15 protein-coding genes are annotated in these 13,298 nt (G+C 73.2%); 9 read left to right on the forward strand and 6 right to left on the reverse strand.

All coding sequences use genetic code 11. The annotated features are described in order from the left end of the window. The 3 genes from OG711_RS22615 to OG711_RS22625 form a co-directional block, all read right to left on the reverse strand. Positions 1 to 906, reverse strand: a complete 906-nt coding sequence (locus OG711_RS22615; protein ID WP_329560195.1) for an NAD(P)-dependent oxidoreductase — start codon at positions 904 to 906, stop codon at positions 1 to 3. Positions 907 to 994: 88 nt separating this feature from the next. Further along, entirely contained in the window at positions 995 to 2,419 is a 1,425-nt protein-coding gene (locus OG711_RS22620) for a sensor histidine kinase (protein ID WP_329560196.1), read from the reverse strand. Further along, positions 2,416 to 3,072: a response regulator transcription factor gene (locus OG711_RS22625; RefSeq protein WP_073793048.1), complete on the reverse strand. Its 657-nt coding sequence runs from the start codon at positions 3,070 to 3,072 to the stop codon at positions 2,416 to 2,418. Before OG711_RS22625 ends, OG711_RS22620 begins: the two co-directional genes overlap by 4 nt. 300 nt (positions 3,073 to 3,372) lie before the next feature. Between OG711_RS22625 and OG711_RS22630 the strand changes: the two genes are divergently transcribed. The 7 genes from OG711_RS22630 to OG711_RS22660 all read left to right on the forward strand — a co-directional run bounded on the left by OG711_RS22630 (position 3,373) and on the right by OG711_RS22660 (position 9,617). Continuing rightward, entirely contained in the window at positions 3,373 to 3,912 is a 540-nt protein-coding gene (locus tag OG711_RS22630) for a hypothetical protein (RefSeq protein ID WP_073793047.1), read from the forward strand. Further along, on the forward strand, positions 3,912 to 5,159 hold the full coding sequence (locus tag OG711_RS22635; RefSeq protein WP_329560197.1) for a peptidoglycan-binding domain-containing protein: 1,248 nt from the start codon (positions 3,912 to 3,914) through the stop codon (positions 5,157 to 5,159). The genes OG711_RS22630 and OG711_RS22635 overlap by 1 nt, the downstream gene beginning before the upstream one ends. Next, positions 5,156 to 5,947, forward strand: a complete 792-nt coding sequence (locus OG711_RS22640; protein WP_329560198.1) for an ABC transporter ATP-binding protein — start codon at positions 5,156 to 5,158, stop codon at positions 5,945 to 5,947. Before OG711_RS22635 ends, OG711_RS22640 begins: the two co-directional genes overlap by 4 nt. After that, positions 5,944 to 7,281 carry an ABC transporter permease gene (locus tag OG711_RS22645; RefSeq protein WP_329560199.1) on the forward strand — a complete coding sequence of 446 codons (1,338 nt, stop codon included), beginning with the start codon at positions 5,944 to 5,946 and terminating at the stop codon, positions 7,279 to 7,281. The genes OG711_RS22640 and OG711_RS22645 overlap by 4 nt, the downstream gene beginning before the upstream one ends. A gap of 145 nt (positions 7,282 to 7,426) precedes the next feature. Then, positions 7,427 to 7,816: a DUF805 domain-containing protein gene (locus OG711_RS22650; RefSeq protein WP_329560200.1), complete on the forward strand. Its 390-nt coding sequence runs from the start codon at positions 7,427 to 7,429 to the stop codon at positions 7,814 to 7,816. Between the two features lie 62 nt (positions 7,817 to 7,878). Next, on the forward strand, positions 7,879 to 8,766 hold the full coding sequence (locus OG711_RS22655; RefSeq protein ID WP_329560201.1) for a DUF3592 domain-containing protein: 888 nt from the start codon (positions 7,879 to 7,881) through the stop codon (positions 8,764 to 8,766). Between the two features lie 152 nt (positions 8,767 to 8,918). Beyond that, on the forward strand, positions 8,919 to 9,617 hold the full coding sequence (locus tag OG711_RS22660) for a hypothetical protein (RefSeq protein WP_329560202.1): 699 nt from the start codon (positions 8,919 to 8,921) through the stop codon (positions 9,615 to 9,617). A gap of 214 nt (positions 9,618 to 9,831) precedes the next feature. Here OG711_RS22660 and OG711_RS22665 read toward each other — a convergent pair whose 3' ends face one another. Together OG711_RS22665 and OG711_RS22670 are read right to left on the reverse strand one after the other, a co-directional pair. Beyond that, positions 9,832 to 10,659 carry a DUF4253 domain-containing protein gene (locus tag OG711_RS22665; RefSeq protein WP_329560203.1) on the reverse strand — a complete coding sequence of 276 codons (828 nt, stop codon included), beginning with the start codon at positions 10,657 to 10,659 and terminating at the stop codon, positions 9,832 to 9,834. Between the two features lie 51 nt (positions 10,660 to 10,710). Then, the gene (locus OG711_RS22670; RefSeq protein WP_329560204.1) at positions 10,711 to 11,178 is read right to left on the reverse strand and encodes an NUDIX domain-containing protein; all 468 of its coding nucleotides are present in this window, start codon (positions 11,176 to 11,178) and stop codon (positions 10,711 to 10,713) included. A gap of 252 nt (positions 11,179 to 11,430) precedes the next feature. Between OG711_RS22670 and OG711_RS22675 the strand changes: the two genes are divergently transcribed. Both OG711_RS22675 and OG711_RS22680 read left to right on the forward strand, forming a co-directional pair. After that, positions 11,431 to 11,925 carry a MarR family winged helix-turn-helix transcriptional regulator gene (locus tag OG711_RS22675; protein ID WP_329560205.1) on the forward strand — a complete coding sequence of 165 codons (495 nt, stop codon included), beginning with the start codon at positions 11,431 to 11,433 and terminating at the stop codon, positions 11,923 to 11,925. Then, entirely contained in the window at positions 11,922 to 12,392 is a 471-nt protein-coding gene (locus OG711_RS22680) for a MarR family transcriptional regulator (RefSeq protein WP_329560206.1), read from the forward strand. The genes OG711_RS22675 and OG711_RS22680 overlap by 4 nt, the downstream gene beginning before the upstream one ends. Before the next feature lie 42 nt (positions 12,393 to 12,434). On the opposite strand, the gene OG711_RS22685 is transcribed toward OG711_RS22680, so the two are convergent. Continuing rightward, positions 12,435 to 13,151: an NAD(P)-dependent oxidoreductase gene (locus OG711_RS22685; RefSeq protein ID WP_329560207.1), complete on the reverse strand. Its 717-nt coding sequence runs from the start codon at positions 13,149 to 13,151 to the stop codon at positions 12,435 to 12,437. Positions 13,152 to 13,298 lie beyond the last annotated feature (147 nt).

Here is a 13,298-nt window from a genome sequence, read left to right on the forward strand (position 1 = left end):
TTACTTTCCCAGGAGTTCCACCAGGCGGGAAAAGCCGTCGGCGGAGTGGCCTTCCGCCACCGAGCGGTCGAGGAGATCGCGCAGCGGCTCGAAGAAGGCGGGGCTGACGCCCTGGGCGGCGAAGGCGTCCAGGAAGCCGCCGATCGCGGCCTGGTTGACGGCGAGGCTGGAGACATCGGTGAGATGGTCGCCGGAGTCCAGGGCCGCCGCGATGCCCGGGACGTTGCCCTGGGTCATCGCGGTCACCCAGTCCGCCAGCAGGGGCGCGAAATCCGTGGCCGGGATGTTCTCCGAGCGGATCATCGCGTACGCCTGGGTGACGCCCATGACCATGCCGTACATGCCTGTGAGCAGGGCCAGGTCGTACAGGGCCGCGTAGCCGGGGTCGGTGCCGGTCCAGCGGGTGCCGCCGAGCGCGGCCAGGGTCGGGCGGTGTGCCTCGTACGCGCGCTCGTCGCCGCTGTAGAGGATGTAACCGGCGGGGGTGGCGATCATCTGGGGGACGGCCATGATGCCGCCGTCGAGGTAAGCGGCGCCCTGCTCCGCCGTCCAGGCGGCCAGTTCGCGGGCCTGGGCGGGGGTGCCGTTCGTGAGGTTCGCGAGGACGCGGCCCTTCAGTGAGGCGGCGATCGGGGTGAGCAGTCCGGTGACGTCGTCGTAGGTGGTGAGGCACAGGATCGTGAGTTCACCCGCCTCGATCGCGGCGGCCGGGGATTGTGCGGGAACAGCTCCCTGGGCGGTGAGGATTCCGGTCTTCGCAGGGTTCCGGTTCCATACCGTCACCTGGTGTCCGGCCTTGAGGAGCGCCGCCGCCAGGGCCGATCCCATCATTCCCAGACCGATCACCGAAACATGCGCGGGAGCGGGGTCGGGGGAAGTCGTCGCGGTGGTTTCGGGTGCGGGCATGGGAATTCCTTTTCGGGGCGGTGGGGTGTTCCGGGAATGTGTTCATCCTTGTTCGCCCGGCCGCCGCCGACAAGTACCGACCAATTCCTCAGATACGCACCGAAAGGTCAGTGAGGGTTCCCAGGGGGTCCGCCGCCGGAAGGGTCACCGAGATGCTGAGGCCCCCCTCCTCCCGGGGGTGGGCCGTGACCTCGCCGTCGTGGGCGCGGGCGATCGAGCGGACGATGGACAGTCCGAGCCCGGCGCCCTTCGCGGTGACGAGCCGGTCCGTGCCCCGGCGGCGGAACGGCTCGAACAGCGAGGGGATCTCGTACGCGGGGATGACCGGGCCGGTGTTGGCGACCGTCACACCCACCCGGGTCCCCGCCGTTCCGTCCTCCTCCGGTACGGGACCGCTGACGATCTCGATCCGGCCCCCGGGCCCGGTGTTGTGGCGTACCGCGTTCTCCACCAGGTTGTGCACCAGCCGCTCCAGCAGCAGCGCGTCCCCCGTCGTCAGGGCCTCGTCGGCGGTGGACCGGATGCCGACGCCCGCCGCCCGTGCCTCCGCGCCGGTCTGCGCCACGACGTGCTCGACCACGTCGGCGAGGTCGACCGGGGCGCGCTCGGTGAGGGCGTTCTCCGAGGACGCCAGCATCAGCAGTCCGCCGATGAGCCGTTCATGACGGTCGTTGATCTCCAGCAGGTTCTCCCCGAGCCGCCGGACGTCCTCCGAGGCGGTGCGCCGGTGCATCGCCACCTCGACCAGGGCGCGGCCCAGGGTCAGCGGGGTGCGCAGTTCGTGGGAGGCGTTGGCGACGAAGCGGCGCTGTCCGTCGAAGGAGCGGTCCAGCCGCTCGATCATGGTGTCGAAGGTGTCGGCCAGGTCCTTCACCTCGTCGTGCGGGCCGCTCAGCGCGATGCGTTCGTGCAGTCCGCGGTCGGCGGCGGGCGCGTTGGCGATCCGCCGGGCCGTTTCGGTGACCCGGTGCAGCGGGGCGAGGACGCGGCCCGCGATCAGCCAGCCGAACCCGGCCGCCACCCCGCCCACGACGAGCAGGGCGATACCGCTCTGGGTCAGCAGGGCGGTCGTCGCCGCGGACCTCAGCCGGTCCTGCTCCTTCGTGAGCCATTCCCCGGCCTCCTCGCCCTTCAGGACGGTGCCGCCGCGCAGATAGACCCGGGTGTTGCGGTCCAGGGGCGGCGGGGTGGGCAGCGGTACGGCGGAGGAGGCGGCGGACCGCTCGGACGCGGCTCCGCCGGTCAGTATCTTCGGCCCGGAGCCCTCGGTCTGCTGGTCGAACAGGACCTGGGTGAGCCCGAGCAGCAGCAGCCCCGCGATCAGGAACAGGACCCCGTACAGCAGGGTGAGCCGGCCGCGCAGGCTGAGGCGGCGCGGGGCCGTGGGGCGGCGCCGGCGGCGGAGCGCGGTTCGGGGTCCCGGGCCGCGGTGGCCGCGGGACCTCGGTGTGTGGTCGGGGGCTTTCGTGGGCCGGTCGCCGGGCTTCGGGGCCTCGTCGGGGTGGCGGTTCACGGGATGCGGTACCCCACTCCGGTCACCGTCTCCACCAGGGGCGGGGCGGCCAGCTTGCGGCGGAGTTTGAGGATCGTCAGCCGGACCACCCCGGAGAACGGGTCGGCGTTCTCGTCCCACACCTTCTCCAGCAGCACCTCGGCGGAGACCGGTGCCCCGTCGGCGCGCAGCAGTTCGGCCAGTACGGCGAACTCCTTGCGGGCCAGCGGGACGTACCGGCCGTCGCGGTAGACCTCGCGGCGCCCCGGGTCCAGGGTGAGGCCCGCGCGGCGCAGCACCGGGGGCGCGGCGGGGCGGGAGCGGCGGCCGAGCGAGTGGACGCGGGCCGCGAGTTCCGCGAACGCGAACGGCTTCGTCAGATAGTCGTCCGCGCCGAGGGACAGCCCGGCCACCCGGTCGGCGATCCCGGCCGCCGCGGTCAGCATCAGCACCCGTGGCGCGGTGTCCGCGCCGACGAGTTCCCGGCACACGTCGTCGCCGTGGACGGCCGGGATGTCCCGGTCGAGGACCACGACGTCGTAGGCGTGGACCGTCAGGCGTTCCAGGGCCGCCGCGCCGTCGTGCGCGATGTCCACCGCGTGGGTCTCCTCGCGGAGCCATTCCGCGATGGCGTCCGCGAGCAGCGGTTCGTCCTCCACGATCAGTACCCGCATGAGCCCCGTCCCTGCCGCTGGTCCCTCGCCGTGCGCCGTGTCCCGGGCGTGGTCGGCGGCCGGGTGCGCGGTGCTGAGAGGTCCATGGTCCCCGGGGCCGTGTTTCCTCCCCGTTAGTGATCGCTGTGCCTCCGGGGGGAGTTGGCGGCCTCGGCCTTGCCGTCCGGTCGGGCCGCCGGACGGGGAAACGCCCGGGAAACAGCGGGTGGCGTTCTCTCGGAGCCATCGGGCCGGTTCTCGACCGGCCGGGCGGACGGCGCGGAGAGCCGCGGCGACGCGGACCGAAGGAGACGAACCACGATGCGATCACGGACACGGGGCACGCTGGCGGCGGTGCCGGTACTGGTGGCGCTGCTGCTCACCGGGTGCGGGGCAGGCGGCACCGACGACAAGGTGGCCTCCGCCGCCGGCGACGGCAAGGGGAAGACGGCCGCCGCCAAGGAGAGCCTGAGCCCCGAGAAGCGCGCGCTGAAGATGGCCCAGTGCATGCGTGATCAGGGGATGGACGTGGCCGACCCGGAGGAGGGCGGCGGCGTCCAGATCCAGGGGCGCGGCAAGAAGATGAGCAAGAAGAAGGTCGACGACGCGATGGCGGCGTGCCGCAAGTTCGCGCCGCAGGGGCTGGACAAGGGCGCCGATCCCAAGGCGATGGACAACATGCGCGAGTACGCCAAGTGCATGCGGGAGAACGGTGTCGAGGAGTTCCCGGACCCGCAGGGCGGCGGGATGCGGCTGGACGCCAAGGTCGCGGAGGACCCGGACGTCCCGGCCGCCGACAAGAAGTGCAAGCCCAAGATGGGCAAGGGCGGCGGCGGACTGCTGGGCGGGGGGAAGCGCTGATGGCCGCGGACACGGACACGGACGGGGGTCCGGGGGCCGGTACGGGTACGGGTACTGATACCCGTACCGGTACCGGTGGGGCCGGTGTCGCTCCCGCCACGGCCGACGGGGGGCTCGGAGCCGTGCTCGGCGCGGGCGGGGGTCCGGCCGGGCCCCGGGGCGCCAAGCGGGCCCGCAGGTCCCGCCGGGGGAGGCTGGCCCTCGCGCTGGTCGTACTGATCGCGGGCGGGGCTGCCGCCGCCGCGGCGCTGGGGCTCGGCAGAGCGCAGGACGACACCGCCAGCACCCCCGCGCTGCCCCCGAAGACCGCCGAGGTGGACCGCCGTGACCTCAAGGACGCCAAGAGCACGGACGGTTCCCTCGGGTTCGGCACCTCACGGACCGCCATCTCCCGGATCGGCGGCACCCTCACCGGGGTCGCGGAGGCGGGGGACACCGTCGGACGCGGCAAGGCGCTGTACGAGGTGGACGACGTGCCCGTCACGCTGATGTACGGGCCGACGCCCGCGTACCGGGCGCTGAAATCCGGCCTGGAGGGCGATGACGTACGCCAGTTGGAGCGCAATCTCGCCGCCCTCGGGTACAGCGGCTTCACCGTGGACGAGGAGTTCACGGACCTGACCGCCGACGCGGTGAAGGAGTGGCAGGAGGACCTGGGCGTCAAGGAGACCGGCACGGTCGACCTCGGACGGGTCGTCTTCGTGCCCGGCGAGGTCCGGGTGGACAGCGTCGAGGCGGAACAGGGCGCGGCACTCGCGCCCGGCGGGAAGGTCCTCGCGTACACCGGCACCGGCAAGGCGGTGACCGTGGAACTCGAACCCGCCGACCAGGACATGGCGAAGGAGGGCACCAAGGTCGAGGTCGTCCTGCCCGACGACACCGTCGCCAAGGGGGTCGTCGAGGACGTCACCACCGTCATCACACCCGGCGGCAACGGGGAGGACGACGAGGCCGAGACGACCGTCGAGGTCGTCATCGGACTCACCGACGCCAAGGGCCGCAAGGCCGCCGACTCGTACGCGCTGGCCGCGGTGGACGTGGAGTTCACCGCCGGCACCCGTGAGGACGTGCTGACCGTGCCCGTGTCGGCGCTGCTCGCGCTGTCCGAGGGCGGCTTCGGCGTGGAGGTGGTCGAGGGGACCGCGACGCGCTACGCACCGGTGGAGCCCGGACTGTTCGCGGACGGCCGGGTCGAGATCACCGGCGACGGGATCACCGAGGGCACGAAGGTGGGGGTACCGGAGTGATCTCCCTGGACGGGGTGACCCGGACGTACGCGGGCGGGGTGACCGCCCTGGACGGGGTGTCGCTGCACATCGCCGCCGGTGAACTCGTCGCCATCGTCGGCCCGTCGGGCTCCGGCAAGTCCACCATGCTCAATGTGCTCGGCACCCTCGACCGGCCCACCGCCGGCCGGGTCCGTCTCGACGGGTACCCGGTCGGGGAACTGTCCGACGCCGAACTGTCGGCGCTGCGGGCCACCCGGATCGGGTTCGTGTTCCAGCACTTCCACCTCGCGGCCGGTACGACCGCCCTCGACAATGTCGCCGACGGACTGCTGTACACCGGGCTGCGGAGCGGGGAACGGCGGCGGCGCGCGGCGGCCGTGCTGGAACGGGTCGGCCTCGGCCACCGGCTGGACCATGAGCCGCACGAACTGTCCGGCGGGGAACGGCAGCGGGTCGCCATCGCGCGGGCCGTCGCGGGGGAACCCGCGCTGCTGCTCGCGGACGAGCCGACGGGTGCGCTGGACTCGCACTCGGGGGCCGGGGTGATGGCCCTGCTGCGGGAGCTGAACGCGTCCGGGACGACCGTCGTCGTCATCACGCACGAACGGGAGATCGCGGAGTCGCTGCCCCGGCAGGTGCGGATGCGGGACGGACGGGTGGTCGCGGACGACACCCGCACGGGCGGTGCGACCGCGTTGTCCGGCGAGACGGAGTTCTCGTCCGGGGCGTACTCGTCCGGGGACGCGTTGTCCGGGGCGTACTCGTCCGGGGAGTCCGTGTCCGGCGCGGGGGAGGGGACACGATGACCACGTCCAGTGCGTCCAGTGCGTCGGGCACGTCCGGCACGTCCAGCGGGTCCGGTGGTACCTCCGTCCTCGGGCGGCCCGGGTCGCGCGGGGCCTCGCGGGGCAGGTCGCGTCACGGGTCCCCGGCCGGGGACCGGCCGAGGCTGCGGCCCGCCCGGCTGTCACCGCGCGATGTGGTGAAGGTCGGCGCGGTGGGACTGCGGACGCGTCCGCTGCGGGCGTTCCTGTCCGCGCTGGGTATCGCGATCGGGATCGCGGCGATGGTCGCCGTGGTCGGGATCTCGTCCTCGTCGCGCGCCGACCTCGACCGCACCCTCGACGCGCTCGGCACCAATCTGCTGACCGTCACCCCCGGCAGCACCATGATGGGCGGCCAGGCGACGCTGCCGCTCACGGCGGAGGACATGGTGTCGCGGATCGGTCCCGTCGACGCGGTCTCTGCCATCGGCAAGGTCCCGGACACCAAGGTCTACCGCAACGACAAGATCCCGGCCGCGGAGACGGGCGGCCTCTCGGCGTACGCGGTACGCGACGACCTGCGGACGACGGTCGGCGCCGAACTGCGCGCCGGGAGCTGGCTGAACGCGGCGACCGCCCGCTATCCGGCGGTCGTCCTCGGTTCGGACGCGGCGGCCCGGCTCGGCATCGGGAAGGTCGACCCCGACACCCGGGTCCTCGTCGGACAGCGGTGGTTCACCGTCGTCGGCATCCTGGAGGAAGCCGCGCTCGCGCCCGAACTCGACGCCGCCGCGCTGATCGGCTGGCGGTCGGCCGCCACGTACCTCGGGTTCGACGGGCACGCGACCACCATCTACACGCGCTCCGCCGAGTCGGCGGTCCCGCAGGTGCAGTCCGTGCTGGGCGCGACCGCCAACCCCCAGCAGCCCGACGAGGTCAATGTGTCCCGTCCGTCCGACGCGCTGGCCGCGCAGCAGGCGGCCGGGGAGGCGTTCACCGGGCTGCTGCTCGGGCTCGGCGCGGTGGCGCTGCTCGTCGGCGGGGTCGGGGTCGCCAACACCATGGTGATCTCCGTACTGGAACGGCGGGCCGAGATCGGTCTGCGGCGTTCGCTGGGCGCGACCCGGGGGCAGATCCGGACGCAGTTCCTCGCCGAGTCGCTGCTGTTGTCCGCGCTCGGCGGGCTGGGCGGCGCGGTCCTCGGTACGGGGGTCACCGGCGGGTACGCGGTGTACCAGGGCTGGCCGACGGTCGTCCCGCTGTGGGCGGTGGCCGGCGGGGTCGCGGCGACGCTGGTCATCGGCGGTCTCGCGGGTCTGTACCCGGCGATCCGCGCGTCCAGGCTGTCGCCGACGGAGGCGCTGTCCGCGACCTGAGGAATCCGGCCGGAGCGGGGGCGGGAGGGGACGGAGGCGACTCCGGGTAACGGTTTGATCAGTGTTCATCAAGCCCGCTTACCTTCCCGCCCCCGACCTGACTCAATGATCGGGTCGTACCGGTCATAGGGGGCAGGGGGTTGGCATGTTCCGGTGGTACGCGACCGTGCTCGGACGGTACGCCGTGTTCGGCGGCCGGGCCCGCTGCCGTGAGCTCTGGTACTTCGCCGTGGTGCACGCCCTTGCCACCCTCTGTCTCTACGCCCTGGACGTGACGCTGTTCGGCGCGCGGGCGCCCTGGCTGACGGCCGCGTACACGCTGGCGACCCTGCCGCCCGTCCTCGCGGCGGTGGTCCGGCGGCTGCACGACACCGGGCGCGGCGGGTGGTTCGCCCTGCTGTGGCTGGTGCCGGTCGCCGGCTGGTGCGCGGTGCTGGCGCTGCTCGGGGCGGAGGGGCAGGCCGGTGGGAACCGGTTCGGTCCCGATCCCCGGGGCGGTGTCGAGCCCGCGCCCGGGACCGTCCCGGCCGTGTGACACGTCCCGGCGCCGGGGGCTCGTTCCCCTGGGCGTACGTCTGCTGTGCGGGGGTTGAGCTGGTGAGTACGGTCGATCCGGGTGAGGCGCGGCGCGCGCGGAAGCGGCGGGCCGCCGAACGGAACCGGCGGGGCGCGCCGCTCGGGGTGTTCTTCTGGTGCCTCCTTCTCGCGTACGGCGGGCTCTGGGGGCTCGCGGCGTACGGGGCCGCCGACGCCGCCGCCTTCCCGCTGGCGTCCGGCTACCTCACCGAGGACCTGTTCCCGGTGAACGACACCCCCGGGTACCTGTGGGCGCTGTTCACGGGCACGACCGCCGCCCTGTTCCTGGGGCTGGCGGTCGGTGCGCGCTGCACCACCCGGCTGGGCCCGTACGTCGGCCCCGCGCTGCTCCGCGCCCTCGCGTGCACCGGGGCGGGGCTGGGGCTGCTGCTCGGCGCCCGCGACCTGTGGACCCGGCCGCCCCGGACGGGCACCTTCGTGGACGCGGCGGGCCGGGCGGGCGCCGAGTGGGGGATCGGGCCGTGGGCCGCGTGGACCTCGCAGTGGTGGGTCCCCGGGCTGTTGCTGCTGATGGCGGTACGGGGTGTGGTGGCGGCCGTGGTCAGGGACCGGGTCCGACGGCGCCGGGACGCGCGGACCCGGGACCTCCTCCGTACCGGCCGCCGGGTCCCCGGCGAGGTCACCGCGGTGTCCGCGACGGGAGTGGAGATCGACGGCCGGCCCCGGCTGGAGTTCGACGTCCGGTTCACCGACCACCAAGGCGTACGGCGGTGGGTGACCCGCCGCGGCTGCTTCGACAAGGCGGCGCTGCCCCGGGTGGGGGACCCGGCGGCGGTGTGGTTCGACCCGGCGGACCCGGGCGACCAGAAGTCGATCCCGGTGGCCCTGAACGGACTTCACGACGACGCCGAGGAGATGCTGGGACGGGACGAGCTGCCGTTCGTGTGACGGGTGGGGGCGGGGGATGCGGGCCCCTGGGACGGGATGCGCCGAACTGTGAGCGCACACCCGTGATTTGACGGTCCGTCCGGACGGTTACTGTCTGGGCCTGTGGTGGTCGGTGGTGATCACCCGTGTCCTGGGCGAAATGGGCTCTTCTGATGACCGATCTCTTCACCGTGTCCGTCGACAGCGTCGAGGGGGCGGCCTTCCACGGCCGTGTCCATCTCATAGGCGCCGACGCCGTGCGGGTGCCCCGCGATGTGACGTTCCCCGTCGCGCTGCTGGTCGACGCGTGGTCCCGGCGGGGCCGTGGCGGACCGGCCGGTGGGGGCGCTCCGGACACGGGGGACGCACGGCTCGACGGGGAGTTCCGCGTCCTGCACGAGTGCCTGCACGGGCGGCTGCTGCGGGTCACCGACGACGGCTTCCTGCTGGCGGACGACGGGACGACGGTCCTCGAACCCCGCCGCCGGGCCGCCGAGGTGTACGACCTGGGAGGCGCGGACCGCGACGAGGTGTCCGCGTACGTCCGCACCCTGACCGACGCCGACGCGTTCGGCCGCCTGGCCGCGTCGGTCGTCACGGGCTACGACATCGGGCCGCTGGTGAACGTGCCGGTATGGAGCGATGTCGCGGCCGTGGAACCCGAGGAGTGGGAGCCCGGCCTGGAGGAGATGGCCACCTGGAGCGAGCCCGCGGACCTCGACTACTGGCGGACCTGGCGACTGCTGGAGACCCGCCCCTTCGAGGAACTTCCCTGCGCCGGGATCACGGTGAAGGTCTCCGACCCCGCGTATCTGGAGCCGCTGGCGGACGGGATGCGCTGGTCGACGGCGTACGCCGGGACGGCGGGCTGAACGGGTCGGGCGGGCGCGTCTGCCCCGGACCGGCGGGTGGGCGGGCGTGGCGGTCGTGGTGATCGTGGTGGGGTCCGACGGGCGTGGCGGGGCCCGGAGGCCGGGCGGGGTCGGCTGTCACGGCTGGTGGCCCGTGGTCCGTGGCCCGTGGTCCGGGTGGTGGCGGTAGTAGTGGCGGTCGGGCCGGGGCCGTGCGGTCCTCGGGCGCGGGGTCTCAGTCCCACCAGAAGCTCCACACGTACTGGTCGAGCAGCCGCTCGCGGGCGTACTGCGCGATGCCCGGGGTGTCGGACTGATGGAGATTGTCCGGGCAGAAGGCGAAGTGCTCAGCGGCGAGCGCCTCCGCGGCCTCCTGGGTCCGGGGCGGCGCGGCCACCGATATCACCAGCTGGTCGTACGTCAGCGCCACGATACGGGTGCCGAACCGGTCCTCCCACGAGCGCATGACCGCGCAGAGCCGTGCCACGTCGTTGTCATGGTTCAGCGGGCCCGACCAGCCGATCACGGCGGGGATGTCCGCGCTGCGGCGCGCGGGGACGAGGGCGAGGCGGGGCTGTCCGAGCCAGCCGTCACCGTCGCTGATCATGTCCGCGAATTCCCTGGCGGCGCTGTCGGGGTCCTCGGGGAACTCGTCGCTGCCCGCCGCGAGGCCCCGCCACGGCGGCTCCTCGTGGCCACCGGTCCCGCTCTCGCCGGGCCCGTCCTCGGCCAGGCCCGCCCAGTACTCCGCGAGCACGTCGTCCGCGTCGTGGTCGCCCGGGTAGCTCATCCGGTCGGGCATCAGACCCCACTCGGCCGGGTCCGCGCCCTTGCCGTCGGGGTCCGCGATCAGCACGGGCAGCAGCCCGACGGCACGCCGCGCGGCCGACGCCCGGCCCCAGTCCCCGAACCCGACGGGCTCGGCGGACAGCCACAGCAGCGGCTCGTGCCACGACCCTTCGTGCACGGTGTCGACCAGGGCGCCGGGCGGCAGCTCCAGCCCGAACGCCCGCCCGGTCGGGTCGTCCTGGAGTCTCGGCAGCGCGTTGGGAAGTGAGGCCATGTCCCAGAAGGTAACGGCCCCCACTGACAACGCCCCTTGACCTGGGGTTTCCTATAGTGGACCCAGTCGCCGGTTCCCGGCCGACCGGACGGCCCACGTCCCGATGTGCTCGATCACGTGGTCGCGGAGTGCGGGCGGCTGGAGGTTCAGTCCACTCACGGCGCGCACGTCCAGGGGGACCCGGACCGGCTCGTGGTCGCCGGTGTCGGGGTCGGCGAGTTCGGGACCGTGGCGGAGGCTCAGGTCCATGTCCGTGATGTCGGCGAGGAAGTAGTGCTCCACGACCGTGGTCGCCCCGCCCGGATCGGTCAGGGTCATGAGCTCCTCGACGGGACCGATCGTGGCGCCCAGCTCTTCCATCGCCTCGCGGCGCAGGGCCGCTTCGGGATCGGCGTCACCCGGCTCGACGCCGCCCCCGACCGTCGTGCAGTACGCGGAGCCTCCCGGCCACCCCCGGCGCAGGAACACCAGTTGATCGCCGTCGAAAAGTACGGCGCGGGCCTTGTGGCGGACCTTCATGTCCGGAACGGTAGCGCGTCGTCCACGTCCGGGACGGTGGAGCGTCGCCGTCCGGCCTTCCGGGTGAGATTGCCGGTCAACTCTGTTGTGCGGCATGGCTGTTCGGGTGCGCCGCCCGGTCGATCGCGGTGGATGCGTCGGCCCGCTGTCCGTAGCCCGCAGTGGGTCGTCCCGCCGTCCGCGGCAAGCCGCTCCGTCCGGCGTCCCGCAAAATGGTAGCCATGTACATAGTAGCCATGTACGTTATTCGGTATGAGTGAGGATGCGCCGGGTCCGACTCCCGGCTTTCTGGTGTGGCGGCTCGCCAACAAGTGGCGTGCCGCGGTCGATCGCGCGCTGGCCCCGCTGGGTCTGACCCACGCGCAGTACCCGTTGATCTCGTCGCTGTACGGCATGCGGTACGACGGTGAGCGGCCCAGTCAGCGCCAACTGGCCGACCACACCGGTATGGAGGCGCTGTACGTGTCGAAGCTGGCGCGTGCCCTGGAGTCGGCCGGACTGATCGAGCGGACCCGTGATCCCCGCGACCCCCGGGCCGTACAACTCGCCCTCACCGAGGAGGGCGAGGCCGTCGCGCGGCGGGCCGTCGTGGTGGTCAGGGAGCTGGTCGACCGGTCGATGGAGCCGCTCGGCGGTCTCGACGGCCCCCGGGCCCGCGCGTTCACCGACGAACTGACCGCCCTGCTCGACGTACCGCTCGCTCCGCTCCCGCCGAACGACGGGACCACCCAGGGGAGAACGCCATGACCACCGTCCCGTCCACGTCCGCGTCCGCTGTGACCGCGCCCGCCGCCGACGCCCGTGTGCTCGGTCTGGCCCACTACGCCGCCCGCGGGGTCCTGGAGCACGTCCTGGCCCGGCACGGCCTCACGTTCCAGGAGCAGATCGTCCTGCACGCCGCGGCGACCGCCGACGCCCCGCGAACGCCGGACGATCTCGTCACCGAGGTCCAGGGCTCCCTCAAGGCCGATCCGGCCGTCCTGCGCGCGACGCTCGGCGAACTGCTGGTCAAGCGACTGCTCGTCCAGGAAGGCGCGCGCCTTCGCCCCACGGACACGGGGCGCGAACTGCTCGCCGCGGCCCGCGCGGAACTCGCCCCCGCGGCGGCCCGCATCTGGGGCGGGATCCCGGCCGGGGACCTGGCCGCGGCCGGTCGGGTGCTCGCCCTGGTCACCGAGCGCGCCAACGCGGAACTCGCGGCGCTGGAAGTCTGACCCGAGGGCGTTCCAAGGGGGCGGCCGCGACCCGGGCGTCCCCTACGCGTGGTCGCGGGTCCCGTCCGCGTGGGCGAGGGCGCTGGGGGTGAGGCGGCCGACGATCGCCGGTGCCTCCCGTACGAGGGTGTCGTCGGTCAGTGCCTCCACCATGAACAGGGCGAAGTCCACGCGGCGGGTCCGGTCGCTGGCCAGTACCGGGTCGCCCACGTGCGCGCTCCATGCGGGCAGCCCCTGGCTGTCGCCCTCCTCCAGGGTGCTGCCGCGTACGACGGTCCAGCGGGTGCCGCTGTCGAACACCCTCCGGCACGCCTCCACCTGGTCGTCGATCTCGACGGCGCGGACGAGCTTGCCCACCACGGCGGCGATCCGGACGCCCAGGGTGAACATCCGCGAGTACGTGTCCTTGCCGTCGCGGGTGATGTGCCAGCCGCAGGAGAAGACCAGCCGGGCGCCCGGCCGTGCGTGGTCGAGCACCGCCTGCGCCGTGCCCGACGCGTACTGCCGCACACCCCAGGGCACCAGGACCGTCAGCACCCCGTCGCAGCCGTCCACCGCCCGCCGGACGACCTCCGGGTCGTCCGTGGGTCCGGGGACGACGGTGATCCGGTCCTTGAACGCCGCCAGCTTCGGCACGCTCCGCTCCCGGCACACGCCGACCACCTCGTACCCGCGCTCCAGTGCCAGCCGGACCATGTACTGCCCGAGCTTCCCCGAAGCCCCGATGACGCAGACCCTCTTGACGCGATCCGTGCTCATGGCGCGGTCCCCCTTCGCCGGAATGTCAACCTTATGCTGTAAGGCAAGGTAGCCTTATGCTGTAAGCCGGTCAACAGGGGCGAAGGGGAAGCGCGGATGGGCGACGAGGGCGAAGGCCGCCGCAGGACGTCACCGCGCACGCCTCGC

Source organism: Streptomyces uncialis, assembly GCF_036250755.1.
In the GTDB taxonomy this organism is placed as follows: Bacteria; Actinomycetota; Actinomycetes; order Streptomycetales; family Streptomycetaceae; genus Streptomyces; species Streptomyces uncialis.

Excerpts from the sequence above, each read along its gene's own strand:
- OG711_RS22615 (WP_329560195.1), bottom strand. The coding sequence starts at position 906 with ATGCCCGCACCCGAAACCACCGCGACGACTTCCCCCGACCCCGCTCCC.
- OG711_RS22625 (WP_073793048.1), bottom strand. The coding sequence starts at position 3,072 with ATGCGGGTACTGATCGTGGAGGACGAACCGCTGCTCGCGGACGCCATC.
- OG711_RS22630 (WP_073793047.1), top strand. The coding sequence starts at position 3,373 with ATGCGATCACGGACACGGGGCACGCTGGCGGCGGTGCCGGTACTGGTG.
- OG711_RS22635 (WP_329560197.1), top strand. The coding sequence starts at position 3,912 with ATGGCCGCGGACACGGACACGGACGGGGGTCCGGGGGCCGGTACGGGT.
- OG711_RS22645 (WP_329560199.1), top strand. The coding sequence starts at position 5,944 with ATGACCACGTCCAGTGCGTCCAGTGCGTCGGGCACGTCCGGCACGTCC.
- OG711_RS22650 (WP_329560200.1), top strand. The coding sequence starts at position 7,427 with ATGTTCCGGTGGTACGCGACCGTGCTCGGACGGTACGCCGTGTTCGGC.
- OG711_RS22660 (WP_329560202.1), top strand. The coding sequence starts at position 8,919 with ATGACCGATCTCTTCACCGTGTCCGTCGACAGCGTCGAGGGGGCGGCC.
- OG711_RS22665 (WP_329560203.1), bottom strand. The coding sequence starts at position 10,659 with ATGGCCTCACTTCCCAACGCGCTGCCGAGACTCCAGGACGACCCGACC.
- OG711_RS22670 (WP_329560204.1), bottom strand. The coding sequence starts at position 11,178 with ATGAAGGTCCGCCACAAGGCCCGCGCCGTACTTTTCGACGGCGATCAA.
- OG711_RS22675 (WP_329560205.1), top strand. The coding sequence starts at position 11,431 with ATGAGTGAGGATGCGCCGGGTCCGACTCCCGGCTTTCTGGTGTGGCGG.
- OG711_RS22680 (WP_329560206.1), top strand. The coding sequence starts at position 11,922 with ATGACCACCGTCCCGTCCACGTCCGCGTCCGCTGTGACCGCGCCCGCC.
- OG711_RS22685 (WP_329560207.1), bottom strand. The coding sequence starts at position 13,151 with ATGAGCACGGATCGCGTCAAGAGGGTCTGCGTCATCGGGGCTTCGGGG.